Source organism: Gordonia liuliyuniae, assembly GCF_021738805.1.
Taxonomy (GTDB): Bacteria; Actinomycetota; Actinomycetes; order Mycobacteriales; family Mycobacteriaceae; genus Gordonia; species Gordonia liuliyuniae.
The window spans coordinates 168,156-192,158 of record NZ_JAKKOR010000002.1 but is presented as its reverse complement, the minus strand read 5'-3'; the positions used below and the strand labels follow the sequence as shown (position 1 = coordinate 192,158).

Genomic DNA, 24,003 nt, shown 5'->3' with positions numbered 1-24,003 from the left:
GATCGATCAGGAACGTTGACTGTTCGACCACTGTTGCCGATACAGTCGACGTCGCACTGTGTTCGTCGTCACGAGAGCTGTACATCCCCGGAGGCCGTCTCATGAGCATGACCCGTCGTTCGTTCCTGCGCGCGAGCGCCGCCGCCGCGGGAGCGGTCGCCGCCTCGTCGACCGCGTCCGGCCTGGCCCGCGCCGAGCCGGGTGCCGCATCGTCCGCGAACACCGCGGGCACCACCCTGGAGAAGGTCGGGGTGGCCGGCAGGCCGGACAAGAAGGGGTACCGCAAGCTCGTCCAAGGCAAGGGCTGGCCCCTGTACGTCCGCGAGGAACTCGCCGGAGCGAAATCCACTCGCGACTCGACGCGGACCGGCCTCGCATCATTCGTGCAGCTCACCGACATCCACATCACCGATGTGCAGAGTCCCGCCCGCTTCGAGTACGTGCACCCGCTGCAGGGACCTGCATATCGGCCGCAGGAGGCGCTCGGCACACAGGGCGCAGTCGCCCTGATCGAACGCATCAACGCCCTGTCGGGCGGCCCGTTCACCGGGCGCGCGTTCGACTGCGTCGTCTCGACCGGCGACAACACCGACAATCACGAGATCGTCGAACTCGACTGGTACCAGCACTTGCTGTCCGGCGGCACGATCACCCCGAACACCGGACATCCGACCCGGTTCGAAGGCGTGCAGTCGTTCGGTTCGGCGATGTACTACCGGCCCGAACTCGACAAGCCCGACCTCTACAAGGACCACGGTTTCCCGACCATACCGGGGCTCCTGCACGCGGCGATGCGGTCACACACCAGCCCGGGGCTGAACATGCGCTGGTACTCAGTGTTCGGCAACCACGACGACCAGATGCTCGGGACCGTGCCGAACGACCTGATCGACTGGTTGTACCTCGGCAATGTGAAATTCGACCTCCCCGGCACCGATCCGACGGCGGCCGCCATCGCCAGTGCGCTTCGGAGTGATCCGGCGTCGGTGGTGAGGTTGCTCGCGAAGCTGAAGACCACCGGCCCGACTCTGCCTGCGACCGCGGACGCGCGACGACGACCGTTCACCCCACGCGAGTTCATCCGCAGCCACTTCGACCGGTCGATCACCGGTGCGGGCCCGGTGGGCCACGGATTCTCCGATCCCGACGGCCCCAGCTGGTACCGATTCCAGATCGCACCGGGGGTGCTCGGCATCGCAATGAACACCACGAACAGTCTCGGGATCGCCGACGGGTCGATCAGCCAGAAGCAGCTGACGTGGATCGAGAAGCAGATCAGCGCGCACGCCGACCAGCTGGTGATCGTGTTCAGCCATCACACGTCGACGACGATGACAGCGAAGCTGCCGAACCCGGAGACTCCCGGCGAAGCCCAGTTCGACGGCTCACACCTCGTCGCTCGCCTCAAGACACACCGGAACGTGATCGCGTGGGTCAACGGCCACACGCACAACAACGAAGTGACGCCGCATCGAGGCACGACACCCGCCCACAGCTTCTGGGAGATCAACACGGCCAGCCACATCGACTTCCCGCAGCTCGCCAGGATCGTCGAGGTGACCGACAATAAGGACGGCACCCTCAGCATCTTCACGCCGCTGATCGAAGCCGAGGGCCCGTACACCGCCGATCCGTCGGACCTGTCGCAGAAGGGCCTGGCGAGCCTGTACCGCGAACTCTCGATCAACGACATCCATCTGGAAGACCGGATCGGCACGGCCGCGGACCGAAACTGCGAACTGCTGTTGGCGAACCCGCTCAGTTAGTGTCGCGCCACGGCGCGAGCAGCAGTCGGCAGGCTCGACGCATGCTGGCTTCGGCTTCGTCCGAAGTGAGTTCGCCCATCACCGCCCACGAGAGGATGCCATAGGCCGCCTGTTCGACGATCCCGGTGAGCTGCAGGTCATCGACGGTCGGGGTGTCGATTCCCGCGACGCCGAGAATGCGTTCACGAAGGTCGAATCGGGTGGCCGCCGACTCGGCGCGGACCGCGTTGACGGACACAATCATCGCGCGGCCGAGCAACGGGCGGGCCAGCATGCTGCGACAGGCATCGGTCATCATCTCGGCCACCGCTTCGACCGGGTCGTCTTGCTTCGGGGCATGTCCGGGCCCGAGATCGGCGGCGTATTCGAGCATCAGCGCCGCGAACAGCTGATGTTTCGTCGGGTAGTAACGGTACAGAGTCGCGAGGGACACCCCGGCCTCCGCCGCGACGTCGGCCATGCGCACCGAGTCGAGCTCGCGTTCAGCGCCGAGCCGGGCCGCCACCCGGAGGATGCCCTCCACGCGTCCACGCTGGACCGCTGTGGTCGGAGCGGCCCCCTCACGTTTCGTGCTGGGTCTAGGCATCGTCGCCCTCACGACGTTTCATCAATGCGGTCATGAGTCGATGATGCTTGAGCACCGTCCGGGCTCGGTCGTCGGCACCACCGAGTGCGACGCCCCGCTCATTCCCGGACACCACGCGCACGGGGCCGTCCGACAGATGCGCCAGTCCCTCCGCGGCGACGTCCGCGGGGCGCCCGACGACGAGGCCGGGCACGTCGAAGTCGAGACCGGCCCGTCGCATGGCCGGTGTATCGGTGACACCGAGCACCAGGTGGAGGACGTCGACGCCTGCTTCCCGCAGTTCCAGCCACAATCCTTCGGTGAAGATCCGCACGAACGCTTTGGCTCCGCCGTACACGGTGTGCTCGGCTGAGCCGAGGTAGCCGCTGAGTGATCCGATCGTGATGATCCCTCCCGACCCGCGCTTCTTCATGCGCGCGCCGTAATGATGTGCCAGTGCCATCGGGACGGTGACATTGAGGGTGAGTACCTTCATGAACTCGACGAGATCACCGTCGACGAATTCGGACCCGTAACTGTTGGCGCCCGCGTTGCAGACCAGCAGCCCGATGTCGAGGTCGTCGGTCGCCTGCAGGACCCGGTCGAGATCGACGGGGACGGTGAGGTCGGCGCTCACGGTCCGCACGTCGCGCCCGTGCCCCCGGCATCGCTGCGCGGTCTCTTCGAGCGGGCCCGCTTTACGTGCGACGAGCACCAGGTCGACGCCCGCGGCCGCGAGTTGTTCGGCGAATTGTGCCCCGACGCCTTCAGAACCCCCGACGACGAGCGCCCACGGCCCGTACTCGGCGAGGTCCGATGCTGCGATATCCGACTGAGTCATTACGATTCATCCTCATTTCTAGAATTCATTCTAGTTTAGGTGACATCATGGCGGTATGAAGCACAACACCACGATTCCCCGCTTCGGCATATCGACGCCGATCGTCGTCCAGGTACCCGGGGTGGCCTCACCCTGGGAGGCTGACGCCGGCGTGGACGACCTGACGGAGATCGCAGCGACCGCCGACCGTCTCGGGTTCGATTACCTCACCTGCGCCGAGCACGTCGCCGTCCCGACGAGCGCCGAGGGGCGCGGCGTCGCCTACTGGGACCCACTGTCCACGCTGTCGTTCCTGGCGGCGAGCACCGAACGGATCCGACTGGCGACCTCGGTGCTCGTGCTCGGCTACCACCACCCGTTGGAGATCGCCAAGCGCTACGGCACCCTCGATCGACTCAGTTCGGGCCGGGTGATCCTCGGGGTCGGAGTCGGCTCACTGGAGGAGGAGTTCGACCTGCTCGGCGCAGCCTGGCGAGGTCGCGGCTCCCGCGCCGACGATGCGATGCGCGCGTTGCGCGCATCCCTGTCGCAGCGGCGTCCGGAGTACCACGGCGAGCATTACGACTACGACGGACTGATCGTCGAACCGTGCGGCGTGCAGGAGTCGATACCGCTGTGGGTCGGTGGCCGTAGCCTGCGTTCGCTGCGCCGCGCCGTCGAGTTGGGCGACGGCTGGATGCCGTTCGGGCTCGGTGTCGGCGCGCTGCGCGACCTTCTCGGACAGGCCGACGTCCCGACCGGGTTCGAGATCGTGCTCGGCACCGCACCTCTCGACCCGATCTGGGATCCGGGCCGCGCGATGGAGAAGATCACGCGCCTCCTCGACTCGGGAGCCACCTCGATCACCTGCACCCTCACGGCCGATTCGGCCGCCAACTACTCAGAACAACTCGCAGCACTGACCGAACTGGTCGCTCCGCTGCGCGAAGAGAAGTGAGATCAATGACGAACATCGCTGACGACGTGCTCGCCGACCTGCTGGCCCGGGTCCGACGGCTCGAAGACGAACGGGACATCGCGCGACTGATCGCGTCGTACGGCCCACTCGTCGACGCAGGCGAAGCCGACGCCGTGTCTGGACTGTGGGCCGACGACGGCGTCTACGACGTGGAGGGCTGGCTGATGCGAGGGCGGGCAGACATCCACGCGATGGTGGAGTCGCCGCAGCATCAGGGACTGATCGGTCGCGGCTGCGTCCACTTCCACTCCCCCGCCGTCATCGCGGTGAACGGTGGTGTCGCGTCGGCGGTGTGCGAGACGATCCTGCTCGTCCGCCGCGACGATTCACCGGACGGGCACAGCCGCGGCTTCACGGTGCAGCGTGGCGGGGCCACCCATTTCGAACTGCGCCGGGCCGACGTATCAATGCACGGGTGGGAGGTGGTCCGACGCACCACCAGACTTCTCGACGGTTCCGCGGAGAGCACAGAACTGCTGTCCCGAGCTCGGCTCAGCGGCGGCGCGACCGCTCGTGAACCCGACGCAGACCGTCGAGCGTGAGATGCGGGTGGTGATCGGTGAGGGTGGCGGCCTCGCCGTACATGAGCGGCGCCAGGTATCCGGTCGCGACGACCGCGACGTCCGGGCCGTCGAAACCGGGAACGTCGCGGCGAACGCGGTTCACCAGGCCGTCGATCTGGCCCGCGAAACCGTAGAGGATGCCCGACTGCAACGCTTCTACCGTGTTCTTGCCGATGACCCCGCGCGGCGGCCGAAGCTCCACCTTGCGCACGGTCACCGTGTACTCCGACAGCGCTTCGACACCGATGTTGATGCCGGGCGCGATCGCGCCGCCCAACAGTTCGCCCGTCGCCGAGACCGCGTCGACGACAGTCGCCGTTCCGCATGCGACGACGATGCACGGCCGGCCCGGGAAGTTCTCGTGCGCGGCCAACGCGTTCGCGACACGATCGGTGCCGATCTCCTTCGGGTTGTCGACCAGCAGCGGAACACCGGTACGGACGCCCGGTTCGAGCAGGACGTGCGGCCCGTTCCCGAAGTAGCGGGGCAGCATCACCCGCATCTCACGCAGCAGTGACGGCACCGTCGACAAAGTGGCAACCGCGGTCACCTGCTCGACGTCCGCGCCGAGCAGTCCGCGCAGCCGCATGGCGAGCTCGTCCGACGTGTAGTTCGGCTCGGTGTGGATGCGCCAGTCACGCACCAGCTCCGCGTGATCGCCGAAACCCGCGAACACCCCGAGATGGATGTTCGTATTGCCGATGCTGACGGTCAGGAGCATCTACGCGGTGCTGCTCGCGAGGGCGCGTTCGGGGTGGCGCGGATCCTTCAACCCGGAGCCTGCCGGAACGTCGGCCGGATCGTCACCGACCGTGATCGGCCGGTTGTCCGCGTCGACGAACACGACGTGCGGTGCGTACGCGCGGACCTCGTCCTCGTTCATCATCCCGTAGGCGATGATGATCACAAGGTCTCCCGGGTGGACGAGATGCGCTGCGGCGCCGTTGATTCCGATCACACCGCTGCCGCGTTCCCCCGCGATCGCATACGTCTCGAGACGGTTGCCGTTGTCGATGTCAACGATCGTCACCTGCTCGCCTTCGAGCAGGTCGGCGGCATCGAGCAGATCCTGGTCGATGGTCACCGAACCGACGTAGTGCAGGTCTGCCTGCGTCACCGTGGCGCGATGGATCTTCGACGTCATCATGGTGCGGAACATGCGGTCATCCCTCTTCTTTTCCAATGAACCCGGTACCGATCGCGACGCCGACGTTGTCGATCAGTCGCGTCGATCCGAGGCGTGCGGCCACCAGGAGACGGCCGTCGCCGATCTCCGGAGCCTCTTCCAGGCTGCGGCCGCGCAGTTCGAGATATTCGACCTCGATCTCCGGCTGGGTGTCGAGTACTGCGCGCGCCGCAGCGAGGACGGCATCGCGTCCACCCACCGCGGCGTGCGTCCCGGCGAGCAGCGCCGCCGACAACGTTGTCGCGACGGTGCGCTCGTCGTCGGACAGGTAGCGGTTGCGCGAAGACAACGCGAGCCCGTCGGACTCCCGGACCGTCGGCACCCCGATGATGTCGACATCCATGTTGAAGTCGTTAACCATCTGGTTCACCAGGACGAGCTGCTGGTAGTCCTTCTCACCGAAATAGGCGGCCGTCGGCGTTGCGATGGTGAGGAGCTTCCCGACCACCGTCAACATCCCGGAGAAATGTCCGGGCCGTGCCGCGCCGTCGAGGATGTCGCCCGTCGGTCCCGGATGCATTGTGGTGCGCGGACCGTTCGGGTACATGTCGGCGACGGTCGGAGCGAAGACGAGTTCGACGCCCGCAGCCTTCAGCTTGGCGATGTCCTCGTCGAACGTCCGCGGGTACGCGTCGAGGTCCTCGCCGACGCCGAACTGCAACGGGTTGACGAAGACCGACACGATGACGACGGTGTTGCCGCTGCGCTGCGCCGTGCGGATCAAGTGAAGGTGACCGTCGTGCAGCGCGCCCATCGTCGGAACCAGGGCGACTCGCTTGCCCGCGCCCCGCAGCGCTCGACTGACGCGGTGCAGATCGGCCGGATCACGGTGAACCGTGAGTTCGCCGGGGGTGAACATCGACGCTTGAGTCGAAGCTTGCGGGGTCAAGGCTGTGCCTCCAGCAGGTGACGGAGGGCCGGGCCGGCGTCGTGCTGGGCGGCAGCGCGACCGGCGAGCACGCGGTAGCCGCGCGCGATGCCCTCGTGGACGTCGGACAGTTCGTCGAGATGACGGGCGACGGTGTCGACGTCACCGCGCGCGACCGGACCGGTCAACGCCGACCGCCCCTGCGCGAGCACGTTCTCCAGTGACGCCGTGACCAGCGGCGCGAGCAGTTGCTCGGCCAAGCCGATGCCGCCGCCGTCGACGGTCGCGGTCTCCGCCGCGTCGCCCGTCGGGCCACCGATCGCGGCGCGCAACGCGGTGACCGCGTCGGTGATCAGTGCGTTCAAATTGTTGGCGCCGTGCGCGAGCGCCGCGTGATACAGGGCGCGACTCGTCTCGGCGATCCGGATCGGCGTCGCACCCAGTTCCATGACGAGCGCCATCGCGATCGCGTCGCCGATCTCGTCGGCCGCGGTCACCCCGAAACACGAGGCAGTCAGACGAGCGGTGTCGTCGGCCGACCCGACGAACGTCATCGCCGGATGCGTGGCGAGGACGATCCCGCCTGCGTGGGCGATCGGCTCCAGGACCTCGATGCCATGTGCGCCCGCCGTATGCGTGACGATCGTCCCCGGTTTCACATGGTCGGCGACGTCACCGGCGACGGTTGCCAGTTCGGTGTCCGGGACGGCGAGGACGACGAGCTGGGAATCGGCGACGACCGCAGAGAACTCCCGCACGCGCGCGAACGGCAGGCGCTCAGCGGCGCGGGCCGCAGACCGCGGCGAGTTCGCGTACACCGATTCGACATGGTGCCCGGCAGCGGCGAACGCCTCGCCGAGCGCAGTGCCGACGCGTCCGGTACTGATGATGCCGACGCGCAGGCGCGCCGGTGCCATCGGTGTGTCCACCGTTGCCTCCATTGTCGTTCCAGTCCCTCCCACGCGCTGTTCGCACGCTCCGGGTACCAGACGTCCGCTGACCACGATAGGCCTCGCATGCGGCAGGTGCCACAACGCTGTGACCGGCTTCACCCGGTCGTGGGCCCACCGCAAGACAGCAGGGGCGAGACAAGCAGGGAATCAGTCGCGGCGTCGACGGCCGTGGCCACCCGTCGCCGGCCCACCGCCTGCAGCGCCCTCGCGCAGACGCGAAAGCAGTTCACTCGCCGGCCGACCCGACGCGTGCGCGCCGTCATCCCCGACGATCTCCGGCTCGACGTCCTGTGACTGGGCATCCTGGGGCTGGGCGTTCTGGGGCTGGGCATTCTTGGGCTGGGCGTTCTGGGGTGCCTGTTGCTGTTGCGGCCCCTGCTGCGCACGGAACGGCGCCGACGGCGGCTCGTACGCGCCCGCTCCGAAGGCGGCGCGCTGGTGGCCGCCGGCCTGGGGCTGCCCCTGCTGGGGCTGCCCCTGCTGCTGGGGGCCAACCGGGAAGCGGGGAGCGCCCGGACGCTGCGGGGCCTGCGGCATCGGCGGCGGCTGCGGGTAGCGCTGCTGTTGCGGAGCGGGGGCTGGGGGGCGCTGCGCCTGCGGACGCCACTGCGGCGGCGCTGGCCGGGGAGCCTGCTCCTGTTCCGGCTCACGCTCGGGCTCCGGCTCCGGCCCCGGCTCGGGCTCCTGTTCGGCTGCGGGATCGGGTTCGACGGCGGCCGGATCGTCGGTGACGACCGGGATGATCTCGGTCATCTCGACCGGGGTCGGCTCGTCGGCCTGCTCAGGGACGTGGCGGCCGTTCTCGGCCTGCGGAGCCGTCGACGCGAAGTCCCGTTCGGCCGCCGCGTGATCGTCGGCGACATCGGCGTACGAGGCGGCAGCGGTCAGGCCCGCACCGAGTTCGCGCGGACGCTCCAAACCGATCGCGATCCGCGACTCGGGCAGCGGCTTGCCGAGTAACTGTTCCAGGCTCGACCGCAATGCCAGAACCTGCGCCTTCAGCTCGTCGAGCTCGTGGTTCGCCTCGTCGGCCAACTCGTGCCGGATCGACGACTCCACGTCCGACTCGTACTGGCGACGTGCCGCGATCTCACGCTCGAGCTGCAACTCGTAGACCAGGCGTAGGTCACGCGTCCGGTTCTCGGCCGTGTCAGCTTGGCGTCGATACTTGGTGACCAGGACGGCGCCGATGACGGCCGCCCACAGCGCTGCGATGACCGCGAGCGTCGCCTGCATGGACAGGTCGTCGCTGAAGACCATGAGCAAGCTGGCAGCCAATGCCAACACGATCAACAGTGCGATCGCCCACTGGCCCGCTGACGGTCGAGAACTACGCGTCTGTCCGCTGTGCGCCTCTTCGGTCATGCAAGCCAACTTACCGGCCGGTCCGGTCGCCGCCGGTCACCGGACCTCGGAGAGTCGCCGAACGCTACGCGGGGGCGGCGTCCGACGCATCGCGGTCGCCGTCGGGATCGTCGGGTGCGCGACAACAGTGCTCGAGCCAGAGGGCCGCGGCGGCCAGAAGCACACCGCCGACGGCGCCCACGATCGCAGCGGGACGATCGGCGCGCGCAGCGTCCAGCAGGCCGTTGGTCATCAGGAACACGAGAACCCCGGCCCAGCCACCCGCCGCGATCGCACCCAGGATCGCTGACGCCTTTCCGAGGACCATCACACGCGCCGCCGCGATCGGATGCAGTTGGCCGCGCGCACGACCGATGTCTCTGCCCGCGACCCGTGCTCGCACGATGAAACCGGTGGCGAACTCGATGGCCGCCAGCAAGTAGAGGAACACGCCGGCGGGCCACGGCAGCGAAGGGAACGCGCCGTAGTTGTACCGGATGAGTATCCACAGCGCGACACCGGCGATCACCGCGATCAGGACGAGATCGCGGACCTTCGTGATACCGAGGCGCTCGTCCTCACCGTCGGGATCGGGTCTGCGCGCGGTCACCGGATCGCCTCCGCGCGCGTCACACCGGCTGCTTCGGCGTCGTCGAGCGCCGCGACGAGATCGGCGACGCGCCGTGCACGACCGTCGACGGTCAACTCCGCATCGGGATCGACCTGCACCCACGGCACCAGCACGAACGCACGCTGGTCGGCGCGCGGATGAGGGAGCGTCAATTCCGGATCGTCGGAGGCGACCGGCACACCGTCGACCTCGACGGAGACCACGTCGACGTCGAGCGTGCGCGGCCCCCATCGGACCTCGCGGACCCGGTCCGCGGCCCGCTCGCACGCACGGCAGAAGTCGAGCCACTCCCGCGGCGTCCGCTCGCCCGCGACGATCAGCGTGATGTTGACGAAGTCGTCCTGTTCGACGCCGCCCCACGGAGCCGTCCGATACACGTCCGACGTCGCGACCAGGTCGTCGCCCGCGGCGTCGAGCACCGAACGCAGGTACCCGACACTGTCTCCGATGTTCGATCCCGCCGACAAGACGGCCCGCGATCTCATTGCGCTCCGCGCGACACCCGAGAACGACGAGTGACGACGGCGACGTCGTCGAACGTCAACGGGATCGGTGCCGACGGCTTGTGCACGGTTACCTCGCACGCGGAGATCCGCTCGTCGTCGGCCATGATCGTGTCGGCGATCTCGGCCCCGACTGTCTCGATGAGATCTCGGGCCGGCCCGGCGATCACGGCGTGCGCCAGCTGCGCCAGAGCTCCGTAGTCGACGGTGTCGGCGAGGTCGTCGCTATGGGCGGCGGCCTGCAGATCGATCCACAACGTCACGTCGACGATGAATTCCTGCCCGTCACGCTTCTCGTGGTCGAATACCCCGTGGTTGCCGCGGACCCGTAGTCCACGCAACTCGATGCGGTCAGCCATGGGTTCCTCTCCGTCCTCCTGCCCGCCACGCGGCGGCCACCTCGATAGCGTCGCGGCTGGCGGCGACGTCATGCACACGCACGCCCCACGCGCCGCCCGCCGCCGACAGTGCCGAGACCGCGGCCGTGGCCACCTCGCGTCCCGCAGGCGGCCGGTCCGTCCCGTCCGATGCCAGCAGCGAACCGAGGAAGCGTTTGCGCGAGGCACCGATGAGCACCGGGAAACCCAACCCGACGAGTGTCGGAAGCGCGTGCAGCAACGCCCAATTGTGGTCGGCGGTCTTCGCGAACCCCAGGCCCGGATCCAAGACGATGAGGTCCGGGTCGACTCCCGCGGCGACCGCCGCATCAACCTGTCCGAGCAACTCGCCGGACACTTCGGCGACGACGTCGCGATAGCCGCCCTCGTCCTCGACACGATGCGTGAAGTGCCGATCGGTGGTCTGGCCCTCACCCGCGGGTCGCCAGTGCATCAGAACCCACGGTACGGCCGTCTGCGCGATCACCCGGCCCATGTCGGGGTCCGCACGCCCACCGGAGACGTCGTTCACGATGCTCGCGCCGGCCTCCAACGCAACCTCGGCGACCGAGGCCCGCATCGTGTCGACCGAGACGCGGACTCCGCGCGACGCCAACGCGGCAACCACCGGCGCCACCCGCTCGGCTTCGGTGTCGGGGTCGACTCGGATCGCGCCCGGACGCGTCGACTCACCACCGACGTCGACGATATCGGCGCCCGCTTCGGCCAGTTCGAGTCCGTGCCGCACCGCGTCGTCGAGGTCGAGGTAACGCCCGCCGTCGGAGAACGAATCGGCGGTCACGTTCAGCACCCCCATCACGAGGGTGCGGTCGGGGTCACCGGCCGTGGTCACCGCCTGATCAGTTCCAACGCTTCACCGCGCGACACCGCGCTCGTCTTGAACAGTCCGCGGACCGCCGACGTCGTGGTCGTCGCACCGGGCTTGCGGATGCCGCGCATCGCCATGCACAGGTGCTCGGCCTCGATTACGACGATCACCCCGCGTGGATCGAGTCGGCGAACGATCGCGTCCGCGATCTGGCTGGTGAGACGCTCCTGCACCTGCGGTCGTTTCGCGTACAGGTCGACGACACGAGCCAGCTTCGACAGACCGGTCACCTGACCGGATTCGCCGGGGATGTACCCGACGTGCGCGACCCCGCGGAACGAGACGAGATGGTGCTCGCATGTCGAATACATCGGGATGTCCTTCACGAGGACCAGTTCGTCGTGGCCTTCGTCGAACACCGTCGCGAGCACTGCGTCCGGCTCGGTGTACAAGCCTGCGAACATCTCACGATATGCGTTGGCGACGCGGTGGGGAGTCCGCTTGAGTCCCTCACGTTCGGGGTCCTCACCGATCGCGATCAACAGTTCGCGAACGGCCGCTTCGGCACGCTCCTGATCGAACTCGCCGATCACACCGGCGCCGCGATCGATTCTGTCGATCCCGATCTGCGCACCGTCGACGCCTGTCATCGTCTCTCCTCGCCCTGCTGATCCTCTGGCGGCCATCCGGGCGCCGACCAGTCGCGAGGGGCGCCGTAATCCGGCCGCGTCGCCCCCGGCTGGGGCTGGGGCTGCCCGTACTGCCGGTCGCCGTATTGCGGGTCGCCGTACTGGGGATCTCCGTACTGGGGCTCGCCGTACTGGGGTTGGCCTTGTGGGGGCTGCCCGTACTGGGGTTGCCCCTGCTGCTGCGGCGGCTGACCGTACTGCGGTTGCCCGTGCTGCGGTTGCCCGTATTGGGGTTGACCGTATTGGGGTTGACCGTATTGGGGACCGTTCTGCGGCTGACCGTACTGGGGTGGCACGGGGACGCCGTAGGGCTGCGGCGCCCCGTTCGCATCGCCGACGGGCTCCGGGTTCGGCGGCCACGGTTCACCGCGCTCGATCGCCAACTCACCCGGCGTCTTGATCGGCGGCACGCTGCTGGGCGTGCGGTCGCCCCAGACGTCGAACTTGGTGATCCGCGGGCGCTTGTCGACACCGTCGAGAATCTTCTCGAGGTCCTTTCGGACCAGCGTCTCCTTCTCCAGCAATGCGCCCGCGAGCACGTCGAGGACATCGCGGTATTCGTTGAGGATCGCCCACGCCTCGGTGTGAGCGGCCTCGATCAGCTCGCGCACCTCGGCGTCGATCTCCGCCGCCACACCCGTCGAGTAGTCGCCGCCGCCGCCGCCGACGCCGCGACCGAGGAACGGGTCGCCCTGCTCCTGGCCGTACCGGACAGCCCCGAGCTTGGCGCTCATGCCGTACTCGGTGACCATGGCGCGTGCGATCTTCGTCGCCTGATCGATGTCCGAACTCGCGCCCGTCGTCGGCTCGTGGAAGACGAGTTCCTCCGCGGCACGACCGCCCATCGCCATCACCAGTCGCGCGATCATCTCCGAGCGAGTCATCAACTCCTTGTCCTGCTCGGGGACGGCGAGCGCATGCCCGCCTGTCCGGCCACGGGCCAGGATGGTGACCTTGTAGATCGGATCCAAGTCGGGCATCGCCCACGCGGCGAGCGTGTGCCCGCTCTCGTGGTAGGCGACGGTCTTCTTCTCCTGCTCGCTGATGATCCGGCTCTTACGTCGCGGGCCTCCGACGACGCGGTCGACCGCCTCTTCGAGGAGTTCACCGGTGATCACGTTCTTGTGTTCACGAGCGGTCAGTAGCGCCGCCTCGTTGATCACGTTCGCCAGGTCCGCGCCCGACATGCCAGGGGTCCGCTTGCCGAGACCGTCGAGATCGGCGTCCGGCGCGATGGGCTTGCCCTTCGCGTGGACGGCGAGGATCGCCCTGCGACCTGCGATGTCCGGGTTCGAGACGGGAATCTGCCGATCGAAACGGCCGGGACGCAGCAGCGCCGGGTCGAGGATGTCGGGACGGTTCGTCGCAGCCATCACAATGACGCCCGAGCGATCGCCGAACCCGTCCATCTCCACGAGCAACTGATTCAACGTCTGCTCGCGCTCGTCGTGGCCACCGCCCATACCCGCACCGCGTTGACGGCCGACGGCGTCGATCTCGTCGACAAAGATGATGCAGGGGCTGTTCTCCTTCGCCTGCTCGAACATGTCACGCACGCGGGACGCGCCGACACCGACGAACATCTCGACGAAGTCCGAACCGGAGATCGCATAGAACGGGACGCTCGCCTCGCCCGCGACGGCTCGCGCCAGGAGGGTCTTACCCGTTCCCGGCGGACCGTAGAGGAGCACGCCCTTCGGGATCTTCGCACCGAGGGCCTGATAGCGGGCCGGGTTCTGCAGGAAGTCGCGGATCTCATCCAGTTCCTCGACGGCCTCGTCGGCGCCTGCGACGTCGGCGAACGTCGTCTTCGGCATGTCCTTGGTGAGCTGCTTGGCCTTCGACTTGCCGAAGCCCATCACACCGCCGCGGCCGCCGCCCTGCACCCGGTTCATCAAGAAGAAGAACAAACCCAACAGGATCAACATCGGCAGGACGAAGATCAGGATCGACTGCCAGATCCCCGAATCCTTGGTGATGTTCGTCTGATAGGTCTGCGCGCCCGAGTCCTGAACGGCGGTGAAGATCCGCGGCATCACCCCGGACGGATACTGGGCGGTGACCTTGGTCTGGTTCTCGTCGTCGACCTTGATCGGCTTCTTCAGTTCGATCCGAAGCCGTTGTTCACGATCGTCGATCTGCGCCGACTTCACGTTCTTCTGATCGAGTTGGGCTATCGCCACCGAGGTGTCGACGCCTGCATATTCGCGGTCGGAGTTCCGCAGGACGCTCCAACCCCATAGGGCGAGCAGAATGATGGCCACGATGGCCAGATTGCGGAACAGTTTCTTACGGTTCATGGATATTCGCGTGAGGGTGGTCGACGCGGACGGCGAGTGCGCCGGGCCGAGTCACTGAACCCCTAGTCCTTCCCGTCGACTGACGAATACGAGGCTACAGGTCAACGCCCGGGAACCCGTCGTTGTTCCCGGTGTGACGCTCGGGCCGCTCCACCGCTCAGGACGTGTAAACATCCGGGTGGAGGGTCCCGATGTAAGGCAGGTCGCGGTATCGCTCCGCATAGTCGAGTCCGTATCCGACGACGAACTCGTTGCCGACGTCGAAGCCGACGTCGGCGACGTCGATCACCGCGCGCATCGCATCGGGCTTGCGCAGCAGGGTGACGACCTCGAGCGACCGCGGTGACCGAGTAGCGAGGTTCTTCAGCAGCCACGACAGGGTGAGACCGGAGTCGATGACGTCTTCGACGATCAGAACGTCGCGGTCGGCGATGTCGCGGTCGAGGTCCTTGAGGATCCGGACGACTCCCGAGGACGACGACGACGAGCCGTAACTCGACACCGCCATGAACTCCATCTGCGACGGGATCGGCAGCGCGCGAGCGAAATCGGTCATGAACATGATCGCGCCCTTGAGCACGCCGACCAGCACCAGATCCTCTTCGGCGTCCCGGTATCGCTCGCCGACGGCCCGAGCCATCTCGACCGTGCGTGTGTGTATCTGTTCCTCGCTGATCAGGACGGAATCGATGTCTCCGCCGTAACCACTTTCCGAACCCAGGGCGTTGTCGTCGCGTGCCACGCCTTCTAGCTTGTCACGCCGTCGACAACGAGTGGACATCGGCACCCGGGCGTTCCGTCGGCGGCCACCTGACACCGGGCGACGCCAGCCCATCGAACAGACGAATAACTGTCACCCGAATGGTCGAATCTGTGCCACTTTTCGTCCCACCCGTCACACTCACGGCATTGACCCCGGGTGGATGAGAAGTTTCTGCGAATCTCGACCTCGGCTCACCCTCCGAGCCACCTGAGAGAAGGACGTTCATGGCTGTCAGCAAATCGATCAGCACGGCCACGGCCGTGATACTCGCGTTCGTCGTCGCGCTCCCGTTTATCGCGTCCCCCGCGCACGCAGCTCCGCGCGACGGAACCGTCCACGCGCGTGTCACTGCCGTCGACGACGACGTGATCATCCGGATCTCGAGCGGTTCGCTCACCGTCGACAGCGGTCATCTTCTGGTGCGCGACGCCAGAGGTCGTGCGCTCGAGAAGTTCCCACTGGCGTACATCGCGCCCGACGATCGCACCTACCCGATCGCCGCGCACGTCTCGGGCCGGACCGCGACGTTGACACCGTCGCGGGACTCGTCGACGTCGGCCGCGACGCCCGCGCGTCTACTCGCCGCGACCGAGGTGGCCGACAAGGACGGGTACGGCTCCAAACGCGAACGCGACGACGCTGCGCTGAACCGATTCAACTCCGAGATGAGTGCCACGTTAACCCTCGCGACGATCATCGGCACTGTCGTCGGCGTCGTCATCGGTGGGGCCGCGGGATGCCTGCTGACCATGGCCATCGGCTGTATCCCAGGTCTGACGACGGGCGCGGCGCTCGGCGGCATCGGCGGCACCATCGTCGTCGGCGGCGGCGGAGCCGTCGTCTCGGCGGTCCGCTACTTCACCACGATCACCGCGCCGTTCAAGAACGTGACGCCGAAGAAGCCGGGGAAGTCGGCCACACCGGACACTAAGTAGCCGGTCAGCGATTGACGCGCTGCGCGAGCAGTTCGCGGTCCCGTCTCGTCACGACGAGGCGGGACCGTTCGTCTCCGCCGACCGCGATCGGCCCCTGACCGTGCCAACCGCTGACCAGCGCGTCCACCGTCGAGACGACGCGGTACCGCGGCGAGTCGACGCCGATCGCCTGCAGCCAGAGTCGCACCACGCGCGTACGGACCGCCGCGTCGAGGTCAGCGAGCCGGTCGAGTGCGAGGCCCCGTGCGGTCGTCGCCTCGGTGAACGCCCGGGCGGCGATCGCGTCGAGCGCGTCCGCATCGTCGGACAGCTGGGCCGCGGTGCGCGCCAACGCGTGCGCCACTCCCCCAGCCAACACGTCATCGAGGAGGGGCAGCACTTCGGAACGGACTCGGACACGCGTGTAGCGCGGGTCGTCGTTGTGCGGGTCGTCCCACACCGGAAGGTTCCAATCGTCGCACGCGGCACGGGTCTGCGTCCGGCGCACGCCCAGCAGGGGCCGACCCCACGGGGCCGACCACGCCCGCATACCTGCGAGCGAGCGAGCTCCCGATCCGCGGCCCAACCCGAGGAGGACGGTCTCGGCCTGGTCGTCGAGGGTGTGCCCGAGCAGGACCGCTCGCCCCCGACGCGCCTCGTCGAGCGCACGATATCGGGCGTCGCGTGCCGCGGCCTCTGTCCCGCCTGGTCCGGCGACGCGGACAGCGACGATCTCGGCTGTCGCGCCGAGGCCGAGCGCCGTGGCGGCAGCCGTTTCGGCGACGTCCGCCGACCCGTCCTGGAGTCCGTGGTCGACGACGATCGCGTGCACCGTCAGGCCGGCACGGACCGCGGCGGCGGTGAGCGCCGACGAATCGGCTCCCCCCGAGAGCGCAACGCAGACGGCGTCGTCTCGCAGGTGGTCGGCGGCGAAGTGCCGCACCGCGGAGATGAGCGCCCGTTGGGCGCCCTGCGCGTCAGTCATCACCCATCGCTGGTCGGCCGGAGGCGAGCCCCCGAACCGGTCACAGGACGCGGGCGATCCATGCGCTCGGCTCGTCGATCTCGCTCGCAAGCGGCAGCGTCTCGGGGGAGGTCCAGATCGTGTTGAAACGCTCCATGCCGACGGTCTCGACGACTTCGTCGACGAACGCCTTGCCGCGCACGTACTGAGCGATCTTGGCGTCCATGCCGATCAACGCGCGGATGAGTCGCTGAAGCGGATTCTTGGGCCCCGAGCGGCGCGCGTCGAAGGCCTTGCGGATCGAGTCGACGGTCGGGACGTGCGCCGGTCCGACCGCGTCCATCACGTGGTCGGCGTGCCCTTCCAACAGAGTACCGAGCACCAGCATCCGCTCGAACGCCGCGAACTGCTCAGGCGACTGCAGCAGTTGCATGACGCCGATCATGCCCTTCTCGCGCGGTTTGCCGCTGCGCAGGCTTTCGGTGACACGCGTGAGCAGCTGCGTCACCGAGTCCTCGTCACCGTCGGCGAGACCCGCGACGTTGTCGCGCATGTAACCGGCGATCCAGGGATTGGCGGAGAACTGGACTCGGTGGGTCACCTCGTGCAGGCACACCCAGTAGCGGAAATCCGACGGCACCACCCGCAACTGCCGTTCCACCCCGATGATGTTGGGCGCCACCAGCAGCAGCACCCCGGGTTCTTCCGTCTCCGAGTCGAGACTGAACGGGTCGTACTGGCCGAGAATCGCACTCGACAGGAAGGCCAGCATGCCGCCGGTCTGCGCCCCGGCGATCTTGGACGACCAGCCCGTCGCAGGCTCGGTTTTGTCGGTCAGCATCGCGGGCATCGAGTGCGCGGCCGCGTCGATCCACCCCGCGCGGTCGACGACGCGAGCGCTCGGCACCCGCAGTCCGTCCGCGAGTCCGGTCACTTCGCGGACGGGGCCTTCGGCACGGACCGCGGCGTCGATCAGTTCGATGCGAGCCTGTTCGCTCGTGTACCTCGTGACCCGCGGCCCCGGTCGTGCGACACGTTTGCCGACGGACGCCGCCGTCGCCCAGTCGATGTCGACGGGGAGCGATTCGCGCGCGTCGACGTCCCCTTCCCCGACATCCCCTGCCTCGACGTCCTCTGATGTCGTCACGGTCTCCATCGATGCTCCTACCTCTGGGGTGTCGTCAACCACGGCAGCCGCATTCGCGGAGAGCGCCCGCCACCTGGTCGATCGCGGGGCGCGCATCCTCCGGCGACGTGCCGCCGGACATCAGCGCGAACGACAGCACGCGGCCGTCGACGGTCTGCACTACTCCCGTCAACGATGTGACGCCCGTCAGTGTTCCTGTCTTGGCCCTGACCCATCCGGCGCCCGCGTTGTCCTTTGGGTCGAACCGGTCGGCGAGAGTGCCGCTCCCGCCCGCTACAGGCAGGGTGTCGAGCAGGGACCGCAGCTTCGGCGAATTGTCGCCCGAAACCGTCGCCGACATCACTCGGTCGAGCACCGCGGCAGGCACTTTGTCGCCGTAGGACAGACCTGACGTGTCGCGCAGGGTGACGTCGTCGACGTCGAAGCCCGCTTTACTCAAGGCGGCGAGGACCGCGTCGACGCCGCCGGACAGGCTCGGCTCGCGTCCGGTCGCCTCCGCGAGCTCCACCGACAGCATCTCGGCGAGCACGTTGTCGCTGAACCGCATCATGTCGCCGACCCGGATCACCAACGGCGCCGACTCGACGGACGCGATGGTCTGCGCGGACGACGGCGCGTCGACCTCCTCGACCTCGGAGTGCACGCCCAACGCGTCGGCGAGCGCGCGACCGGCTTCGGCTGCGGAGTCGTCGGTCCGCGGCGAGTACTCGTCGAGCGGGTCGCGACGGCCCGCGTCGACCATCAACGACGACAGCGGCGCGATGTCGCCGCCGGCAACGTCGCGCTTGTCCCAGGTCCGGTCCATCGAGGGGCCTTCGAATCCCGGGACCGCGTACGCGACCGAGGTGACCTCGCGCCCCGACTTGCGGATCTGCTCGGCGAGGTCCGCGATCCGCGCGGGATCGGTGTAGAAGGTCTGTTCGTCTTCGCCGGCCGTCGCGAGCGTCGGGTCACCCGCGCCTACGATGATCGCCTGCCCATCGTTCCCGAGAACAACCCTGGTGGTGATCGTCTTGTCGTGCGGCAGCGTCAGCAGGACGGCGGCAGCGGTCAAGATCTTCGCGTTCGACGCCGGTGTCCTCGCTTCGTCCGCCCCGAGCTTCCACAGGACTCGTCCGGTCGTCGGGTCCGACACCTGACCGGTGAACTCGCCCAGCGCGGCGTCCTTCGTCGGCTGCGTGAGTTGAGCTCGGACACCGGCGGCAGTCGGGACGGGGGCGTTCGGCGACACCGGTTCGATGACCGGCTTCACCGCGACGGGCGACGGCTGCGCGGGCGTCCCGTCCGGCACCGGGTCCGAACGATGGGTGTACGCCCACCAGCCTGCGATTCCACCGCCTGCGAGCAGCAGGACGAGGATCACGAGAAGGGCGATTCGCAGGCCGCGCCGACGCCGCTTCGGCGGCTGCGGGGCGGGCGGAACCACCATCGGTGGTGTCGACTGGGCCACGGAACCTCCGGTCTGGGGACTGCACGGAACAGAACTAACAGTATCGTTGTGTGCCGTCGCACGTGTTCGTGCGCCGGTCGTAACCCCCACGGCCACGACACGGAAGTCCCACAGACCAGAAGGAGTGAGAACGCATGGAGTTCGAGGTCACCATCGAGATCCCCAAGGGTGCACGCAATAAGTACGAGTTGGATCACGAGACCGGCAAGGTCTACCTGGATCGCTACCTGTACACGTCGATGGGTTACCCAGCCGATTACGGCTACATCGACCACACACTCGGTGAGGACGGTGACCCGCTCGACGCGATGGTCCTTCTCCCCGAGTCCGTCTACCCGGGCGTCATCGTGAAAGCCCGCATTGTCGGCATGTACACGATGACTGACGAGGCAGGCGGCGACGACAAACTGCTCGCTGTCCCGGCAGGCGACCCGCGCTGGGACCACATCCAGGACATCGGGGACGTCGACGAGTTCGAGCTGAAGGCGATCTCCCACTTCTTCGAGCACTACAAGGATCTGGAGCCCGGCAAGACCGTGACCCCGGGCGGCTGGGTCGGCAAGGACGAGGCGGCCAAGGTCGCCCAGGCAGCCGTCGAGCGCTACAGCGCTTGATCATCGCGGTCGAAATTACTAGTGTCGCGTGTCGTTAATTCCTCGACGGTTGGTGGTGTTCCGCTGTGCAGCTGGCAAGGCGGAGGAGGAAAGGATACCGGTAGGTATCGCGACCGACGGCAACGCCGCCAGATGTGCAGCGGGGCGCTGCCAGCCATTAAGGAATTAGCGATACGAGGCACTAGCACGTATGCGGTGAGTACTCGCCTCAGATCCGGATTCTGAGGCGAATACGTGCTGGTAATTTCGACGGCACGCGAACTAACGCAGGCTTGTCGGTCACCCAAGCTCGGCGAGGGCGGCGAGGAGACGGTCGATGTCGTCGGACCCGGTGCCGACCCCGAAGCTGGCGCGCACCGCGCCGTCGGAGTGCCCGAGCTTGGCGAGCAGCGGATGCGCGCAGAACTTGCCGTCGCGCACACCGATCCCGTGGCCGCCGCTCAGATGTTCGGCCACCTGCCGCGGTGTGTACCCGTCGACGACGAAGCTCGCGATGCCGACGCGGCCGTACGCGTCGTCGAATATCCGGAGCGGACGAACGTGCGGCAACGCCGCGAGGCCGTCATCGAGACGACGCACCAGCGCCTCCTCGTGCTGCCCGATGCGCTCGAACCCGATGGCGCGCAACGCTTGCGCGGCGGCCGCAATCGACACCGCGCCGAGCACGTTCGGCGATCCCGCCTCGTGCCGCGCTGCGCCGGTGTGCCAGGCGACGTCGTCTATCCCGACGGTCGCGCTCGCGCCGCCGCCCGCGAGGTACGGCTCGGCGGCGTCGAGCCAGTCCGAGCGCCCGACGAGCACGCCTGCACCGAACGGCGCGTACAGCTTGTGTCCGGAGAACACCAGGTAGTCGACACCGAAGCTCGCGATCGACGTGGCGCGATGCGGCACGAGCTGAGCACCGTCGACGAGGATCCGCGCACCGTGCCGGTGTGCGAGTCCGGCGAGCCGCGCGATCGGCAGAACTTCGCCGGTCACGTTCGACGCGGCCGTCACCGCCAACAGCGCGGCGGGGGCCTTGGCTAATTCCGCGTCGAGCGCGAAGATCGTGTCGTCGATCGTCGGCTGCGACGACACCACACGCGCCAGCCCGGCCCGCGTCCACGGCAGCAGATTGGCGTGATGCTCAATGTCGAGGACCACCACATCGCCGGGTGTGATGCACGCGGCGAGGTTGATCGAGTCGGTGGTGTTGCGCGTGAAGACCACCGTGTCGTCCGCGCGGGCGCCCACGAACGACCGAACAGTCTCCCGGGCCTGCTCGTAGCGGGCGGTCGTGACCTGCGACAGGTGCCCGGCGCCGCGATGGACGCTCGCGTACTCGGCGAGCGCGCCTGCCAATCGATCGGCGACCGAGGTCAACGCGGGCGCCGACGCCGCATAGTCGAGGTTGGCGTATGTGACCGGCGATGCCGATCCGGTGATGGGCGCAGTCGCGTCTGCACCCACCACCGGGGCAAGGGCACGAATTCGGGCGGGACGGCACACGCGGGCGTCGAGGACAGCGGTCATGACGAGACTCCTAGAGATTCCACACTTGCCCGTGCCGGTCGACGCGGGCCGGGTCGTCACCCGGAGCACCCCACCGTGGCGGAGGGTTGCTGTCCAGCGAGCCGGGGCTTGTCGCTGGCACTCGTGACCCGTGGACAACGATCCCCTGTCCCCGTCGATCCGGCGATAGTTAAACGCACCGTGCGCGCAATATTCGTCATTCGATCGGCGGGCGGAAGGTCCCGGCGGTCACATCTGGCGGATAGAGTCGGAAAATGAACCGTAACGCCGTCGTCCGACTGCGTCCGATCCAATGGGGAAGGCCGAGCCGTGACGAACCCCTGGGGCCCGAACACTCCACGACCAGGTCCGCCCCAGTACGGTCCACCCCAATACGGTCCGTCACAGTACGGTCCACCCCAGGGTCGTCCCGGATCTGTTCCACCACAACAGTTTCCACCCCGGCCGCAGCTTCCGCCCCAGCTTCCGCCCCAGCCGCCATATCAGCAGTACGGGCAGTTCGCGTACCCGCCTCTGCCGCCGCGCAAATCACGGACTCCCCTGGTGCTCACCGCGATCGGCGTGGTGGCTGTCGCGGCGGTCGGCACCATCCTGCTCGTCGCCGCGCCGTGGAGTTCAAACGACTCCAGCGGGCCCCACCACGAGAGCGTCGCTCTCGACCATGGCGTGAGCGTCGACGTCGAGGTTCCAGCCGACTGGCGGATCGAACAGGGCGACTTCGACGGATCGAAGTCGATGATGCTGGTGCCGGCGACCGACGACCGCACCATCGCCCAGATCGACCGCGACGGTGACGCGATGGACGACGGTGGCACCGCCGAGCCCATCCATGCGCTGATCGGTATCGCCGACACTTGCGGATCATCGCTCAGTGATCTGTCGGCAGGCGAGTGGCGCCCGGACACCGACCAGGACACCGACGGCGGCGTCCAGACCTACCGTCACAGTGCGGTGACGCGCGTCGACACCACCTATTGCTTCCAGATCGTCGGCATCGACTTCGGTCGGTCGACGACGATGGAGTCCACCGCGTCCGACCTGACGCAGAAGCTCCTGGCGGACGACGCGATCACCGCGGCGAAAGCCACCTGACCCCGACCGAACGGAGACATCATGGGCATCATCGACAAGATGCGCGGAGAACTCGTCGACATCATCGAATGGGTCGACGACTCACGCTCGACACTCGCGTGGCGTTTCCCGCGCTACAACAACGAGATCAAGAACGGCGCACAGTTGATCGTGCGCGAAGGCCAGCAGGCGGTGTTCGTCTACCGCGGCAAGCTCGCCGACACATTCGCCCCCGGCCACTACGAGCTGACCACCGAGAACCTGCCGATCATGAGCACCCTCCAAGGGTGGAAGCACGGGTTCGACAGCCCGTTCCGCAGCGAGGTGTACTTCATCAACCGGCGGCCGGTCACCGACCTTCGTTGGGGGACCCCGAACCCGATCACGGTGCGCGACCCCGACTTCGGCATGGTGCAGGTCCGCGCCAACGGATTGTGCGTCATCCGCATCGCCGATCCGGCGATCTTCCTGCGCGAGGTGATCGGCGCGGACAGCCAGGTCAACGCCGACGAGATCGCCGAACTGCTGCGTCGGGTGATCTCGACGGCGTTCTCCGACATGATCCTGGAGACGGGTGTCGGAGCCATCGACCTGCAGGGCAAGCAGGTGGAGCTCAGCGACCAGCTGCGCGACTACGTGCAGACCCGCGTCGACGACGAGTTCGGTCTGCACGTCGACTCGGTGACGATGAACATCTCGCTGCCCGACGAGATCACCGAGGCCATGACACGCGGCGTCGCCCGCGGCGTGGAGGAACGCGGGTTCCTCAACAACGTCGGCGACCTCAATCGTTACCAACAGGGCAAGGCCGCCGATTCGATGCTCGCCGCAGCCCAGAATCCGGGCGGCGGAGCGATGGGCGACATGATGGGCGCGGGTATGGGTCTGGCCATGGCCGGCCAGTTCGCCAACCAGTTCAACCAGCAACAACAACAGTCGGGACCTCCACCGGTCCCGAGTGCGCAGGCTTTCCACATCGAGCAGAACGGTGCGGCAGCGGGCCCGTACACCCTCGACCAACTCCGCGGTTCGATCACCGCGACCACTCTCGTCTGGGCCCAGGGCATGGCCGCGTGGACGCCGGCGGGCCAGGTTCCGGCGCTCGCACCGCTCTTCGCCCCGGCCGGCCCGCCACCCCTGCCACCGCAGACGCCGCCCACCCCACCGACTCCGCCCGCACCGCCCGCTCAGTGAC

At 67.7% G+C, this 24,003-nt stretch carries 25 protein-coding genes and 1 riboswitch; of the genes, 7 read left to right on the top strand and 18 right to left on the bottom strand.

What is annotated here, in order from left to right; genetic code table 11:
- Positions 1 to 101: 101 nt before the first annotated feature.
- The gene (locus L5G33_RS03775) at positions 102 to 1,766 is read left to right on the top strand and encodes a TIGR03767 family metallophosphoesterase (RefSeq protein ID WP_236996815.1); all 1,665 of its coding nucleotides are present in this window, start codon (positions 102 to 104) and stop codon (positions 1,764 to 1,766) included.
- Here L5G33_RS03775 and L5G33_RS03770 read toward each other — a convergent pair.
- Entirely contained in the window at positions 1,759 to 2,289 is a 531-nt protein-coding gene (locus L5G33_RS03770) for a TetR/AcrR family transcriptional regulator (RefSeq protein ID WP_236996814.1), read from the bottom strand. The two genes, L5G33_RS03775 and L5G33_RS03770, sit on opposite strands and share 8 nt — an antisense overlap.
- A gap of 55 nt (positions 2,290 to 2,344) precedes the next feature.
- Positions 2,345 to 3,172 carry an SDR family NAD(P)-dependent oxidoreductase gene (locus tag L5G33_RS03765; RefSeq protein WP_236996813.1) on the bottom strand — a complete coding sequence of 276 codons (828 nt, stop codon included), beginning with the start codon at positions 3,170 to 3,172 and terminating at the stop codon, positions 2,345 to 2,347.
- Positions 3,173 to 3,227: 55 nt separating this feature from the next.
- Here L5G33_RS03765 and L5G33_RS03760 point away from each other — a divergent pair, with 55 nt between their 5' ends.
- Together L5G33_RS03760 and L5G33_RS03755 are read left to right on the top strand one after the other, a co-directional pair.
- Positions 3,228 to 4,109 (top strand): LLM class F420-dependent oxidoreductase, encoded by an 882-nt coding sequence (locus L5G33_RS03760; protein ID WP_236996812.1) that lies wholly within the window; start codon positions 3,228 to 3,230, stop codon positions 4,107 to 4,109.
- 5 nt (positions 4,110 to 4,114) lie between these two features.
- Entirely contained in the window at positions 4,115 to 4,672 is a 558-nt protein-coding gene (locus L5G33_RS03755; RefSeq protein WP_236996811.1) for a nuclear transport factor 2 family protein, read from the top strand.
- On the opposite strand, the gene L5G33_RS03750 is transcribed toward L5G33_RS03755, so the two are convergent.
- The 12 genes from L5G33_RS03750 to hpt form a co-directional block, all read right to left on the bottom strand.
- Positions 4,623 to 5,414 (bottom strand): type III pantothenate kinase, encoded by a 792-nt coding sequence (locus L5G33_RS03750; RefSeq protein WP_236996810.1) that lies wholly within the window; start codon positions 5,412 to 5,414, stop codon positions 4,623 to 4,625. The two genes, L5G33_RS03755 and L5G33_RS03750, sit on opposite strands and share 50 nt — an antisense overlap.
- Positions 5,415 to 5,852, bottom strand: coding sequence for an aspartate 1-decarboxylase (gene panD, locus L5G33_RS03745; protein ID WP_236996809.1), 438 nt, complete (start codon positions 5,850 to 5,852; stop codon positions 5,415 to 5,417).
- Positions 5,853 to 5,856: 4 nt separating this feature from the next.
- A complete protein-coding gene (panC, locus tag L5G33_RS03740; RefSeq protein WP_236996870.1) occupies positions 5,857 to 6,738 on the bottom strand; it encodes a pantoate--beta-alanine ligase in 882 nt (293 codons plus the stop codon).
- 26 nt (positions 6,739 to 6,764) lie between these two features.
- A complete protein-coding gene (locus L5G33_RS03735) occupies positions 6,765 to 7,676 on the bottom strand; it encodes a Rossmann-like and DUF2520 domain-containing protein (RefSeq protein ID WP_236996808.1) in 912 nt (303 codons plus the stop codon).
- 171 nt (positions 7,677 to 7,847) lie between these two features.
- Positions 7,848 to 9,065: a DUF6779 domain-containing protein gene (locus L5G33_RS19235; RefSeq protein WP_265742460.1), complete on the bottom strand. Its 1,218-nt coding sequence runs from the start codon at positions 9,063 to 9,065 to the stop codon at positions 7,848 to 7,850.
- Between the two features lie 64 nt (positions 9,066 to 9,129).
- Positions 9,130 to 9,654, bottom strand: a complete 525-nt coding sequence (locus tag L5G33_RS03725; RefSeq protein WP_236996807.1) for a DUF3180 domain-containing protein — start codon at positions 9,652 to 9,654, stop codon at positions 9,130 to 9,132.
- Positions 9,651 to 10,160 (bottom strand): 2-amino-4-hydroxy-6-hydroxymethyldihydropteridine diphosphokinase, encoded by a 510-nt coding sequence (gene folK / locus L5G33_RS03720; RefSeq protein ID WP_236996806.1) that lies wholly within the window; start codon positions 10,158 to 10,160, stop codon positions 9,651 to 9,653. Before folK ends, L5G33_RS03725 begins: the two co-directional genes overlap by 4 nt.
- Positions 10,157 to 10,537, bottom strand: a complete 381-nt coding sequence (folB, locus tag L5G33_RS03715) for a dihydroneopterin aldolase (protein WP_236996805.1) — start codon at positions 10,535 to 10,537, stop codon at positions 10,157 to 10,159. Before folB ends, folK begins: the two co-directional genes overlap by 4 nt.
- Entirely contained in the window at positions 10,530 to 11,372 is an 843-nt protein-coding gene (gene folP / locus L5G33_RS03710) for a dihydropteroate synthase (RefSeq protein ID WP_236996869.1), read from the bottom strand. Before folP ends, folB begins: the two co-directional genes overlap by 8 nt.
- Positions 11,373 to 11,404: 32 nt before the next feature.
- Positions 11,405 to 12,034 (bottom strand): GTP cyclohydrolase I FolE, encoded by a 630-nt coding sequence (gene folE / locus L5G33_RS03705; protein WP_236996804.1) that lies wholly within the window; start codon positions 12,032 to 12,034, stop codon positions 11,405 to 11,407.
- Complete coding sequence (ftsH, locus tag L5G33_RS03700; protein WP_236996803.1) at positions 12,031 to 14,373, bottom strand: ATP-dependent zinc metalloprotease FtsH; 2,343 nt, start codon at positions 14,371 to 14,373, stop codon at positions 12,031 to 12,033. The genes folE and ftsH overlap by 4 nt, the downstream gene beginning before the upstream one ends.
- Before the next feature lie 157 nt (positions 14,374 to 14,530).
- Positions 14,531 to 15,115, bottom strand: a complete 585-nt coding sequence (gene hpt, locus L5G33_RS03695) for a hypoxanthine phosphoribosyltransferase (protein ID WP_236996802.1) — start codon at positions 15,113 to 15,115, stop codon at positions 14,531 to 14,533.
- Between the two features lie 245 nt (positions 15,116 to 15,360).
- Between hpt and L5G33_RS03690 the strand changes: the two genes are divergently transcribed.
- The gene (locus tag L5G33_RS03690; RefSeq protein WP_236996801.1) at positions 15,361 to 16,071 is read left to right on the top strand and encodes a DUF8020 domain-containing protein; all 711 of its coding nucleotides are present in this window, start codon (positions 15,361 to 15,363) and stop codon (positions 16,069 to 16,071) included.
- 4 nt (positions 16,072 to 16,075) lie between these two features.
- Here the strand turns inward: L5G33_RS03690 and tilS are convergent, their stop codons facing one another.
- The 3 genes from tilS to dacB are packed head-to-tail and all read right to left on the bottom strand — an operon-like array spanning position 16,076 to position 19,590.
- The gene (gene tilS / locus L5G33_RS03685; protein ID WP_236996800.1) at positions 16,076 to 17,035 is read right to left on the bottom strand and encodes a tRNA lysidine(34) synthetase TilS; all 960 of its coding nucleotides are present in this window, start codon (positions 17,033 to 17,035) and stop codon (positions 16,076 to 16,078) included.
- Positions 17,036 to 17,075: 40 nt separating this feature from the next.
- Entirely contained in the window at positions 17,076 to 18,170 is a 1,095-nt protein-coding gene (locus tag L5G33_RS03680) for an Rv3626c family coenzyme F420 biosynthesis-associated protein (RefSeq protein WP_236996799.1), read from the bottom strand.
- 25 nt (positions 18,171 to 18,195) lie between these two features.
- Positions 18,196 to 19,590, bottom strand: a complete 1,395-nt coding sequence (dacB, locus tag L5G33_RS03675; protein ID WP_236996868.1) for a D-alanyl-D-alanine carboxypeptidase/D-alanyl-D-alanine endopeptidase — start codon at positions 19,588 to 19,590, stop codon at positions 18,196 to 18,198.
- A 155-nt stretch (positions 19,591 to 19,745) separates the two neighbouring features.
- On the opposite strand from dacB, the gene L5G33_RS03670 reads away from it, so the two are divergent.
- Positions 19,746 to 20,225 carry an inorganic diphosphatase gene (locus L5G33_RS03670; RefSeq protein WP_236996798.1) on the top strand — a complete coding sequence of 160 codons (480 nt, stop codon included), beginning with the start codon at positions 19,746 to 19,748 and terminating at the stop codon, positions 20,223 to 20,225.
- A gap of 279 nt (positions 20,226 to 20,504) precedes the next feature.
- On the opposite strand, the gene L5G33_RS03665 is transcribed toward L5G33_RS03670, so the two are convergent.
- The gene (locus tag L5G33_RS03665) at positions 20,505 to 21,737 is read right to left on the bottom strand and encodes an aminotransferase class V-fold PLP-dependent enzyme (RefSeq protein ID WP_236996797.1); all 1,233 of its coding nucleotides are present in this window, start codon (positions 21,735 to 21,737) and stop codon (positions 20,505 to 20,507) included.
- Between the two features lie 16 nt (positions 21,738 to 21,753).
- A riboswitch (SAM riboswitch) is annotated at positions 21,754 to 21,866 on the bottom strand.
- Between the two features lie 414 nt (positions 21,867 to 22,280).
- Here L5G33_RS03665 and L5G33_RS03660 point away from each other — a divergent pair.
- Together L5G33_RS03660 and L5G33_RS03655 are read left to right on the top strand one after the other, a co-directional pair.
- On the top strand, positions 22,281 to 22,829 hold the full coding sequence (locus tag L5G33_RS03660) for a hypothetical protein (RefSeq protein ID WP_236996796.1): 549 nt from the start codon (positions 22,281 to 22,283) through the stop codon (positions 22,827 to 22,829).
- A 21-nt stretch (positions 22,830 to 22,850) separates the two neighbouring features.
- Positions 22,851 to 24,002: an SPFH domain-containing protein gene (locus tag L5G33_RS03655; protein WP_236996795.1), complete on the top strand. Its 1,152-nt coding sequence runs from the start codon at positions 22,851 to 22,853 to the stop codon at positions 24,000 to 24,002.
- Position 24,003 lies beyond the last annotated feature (1 nt).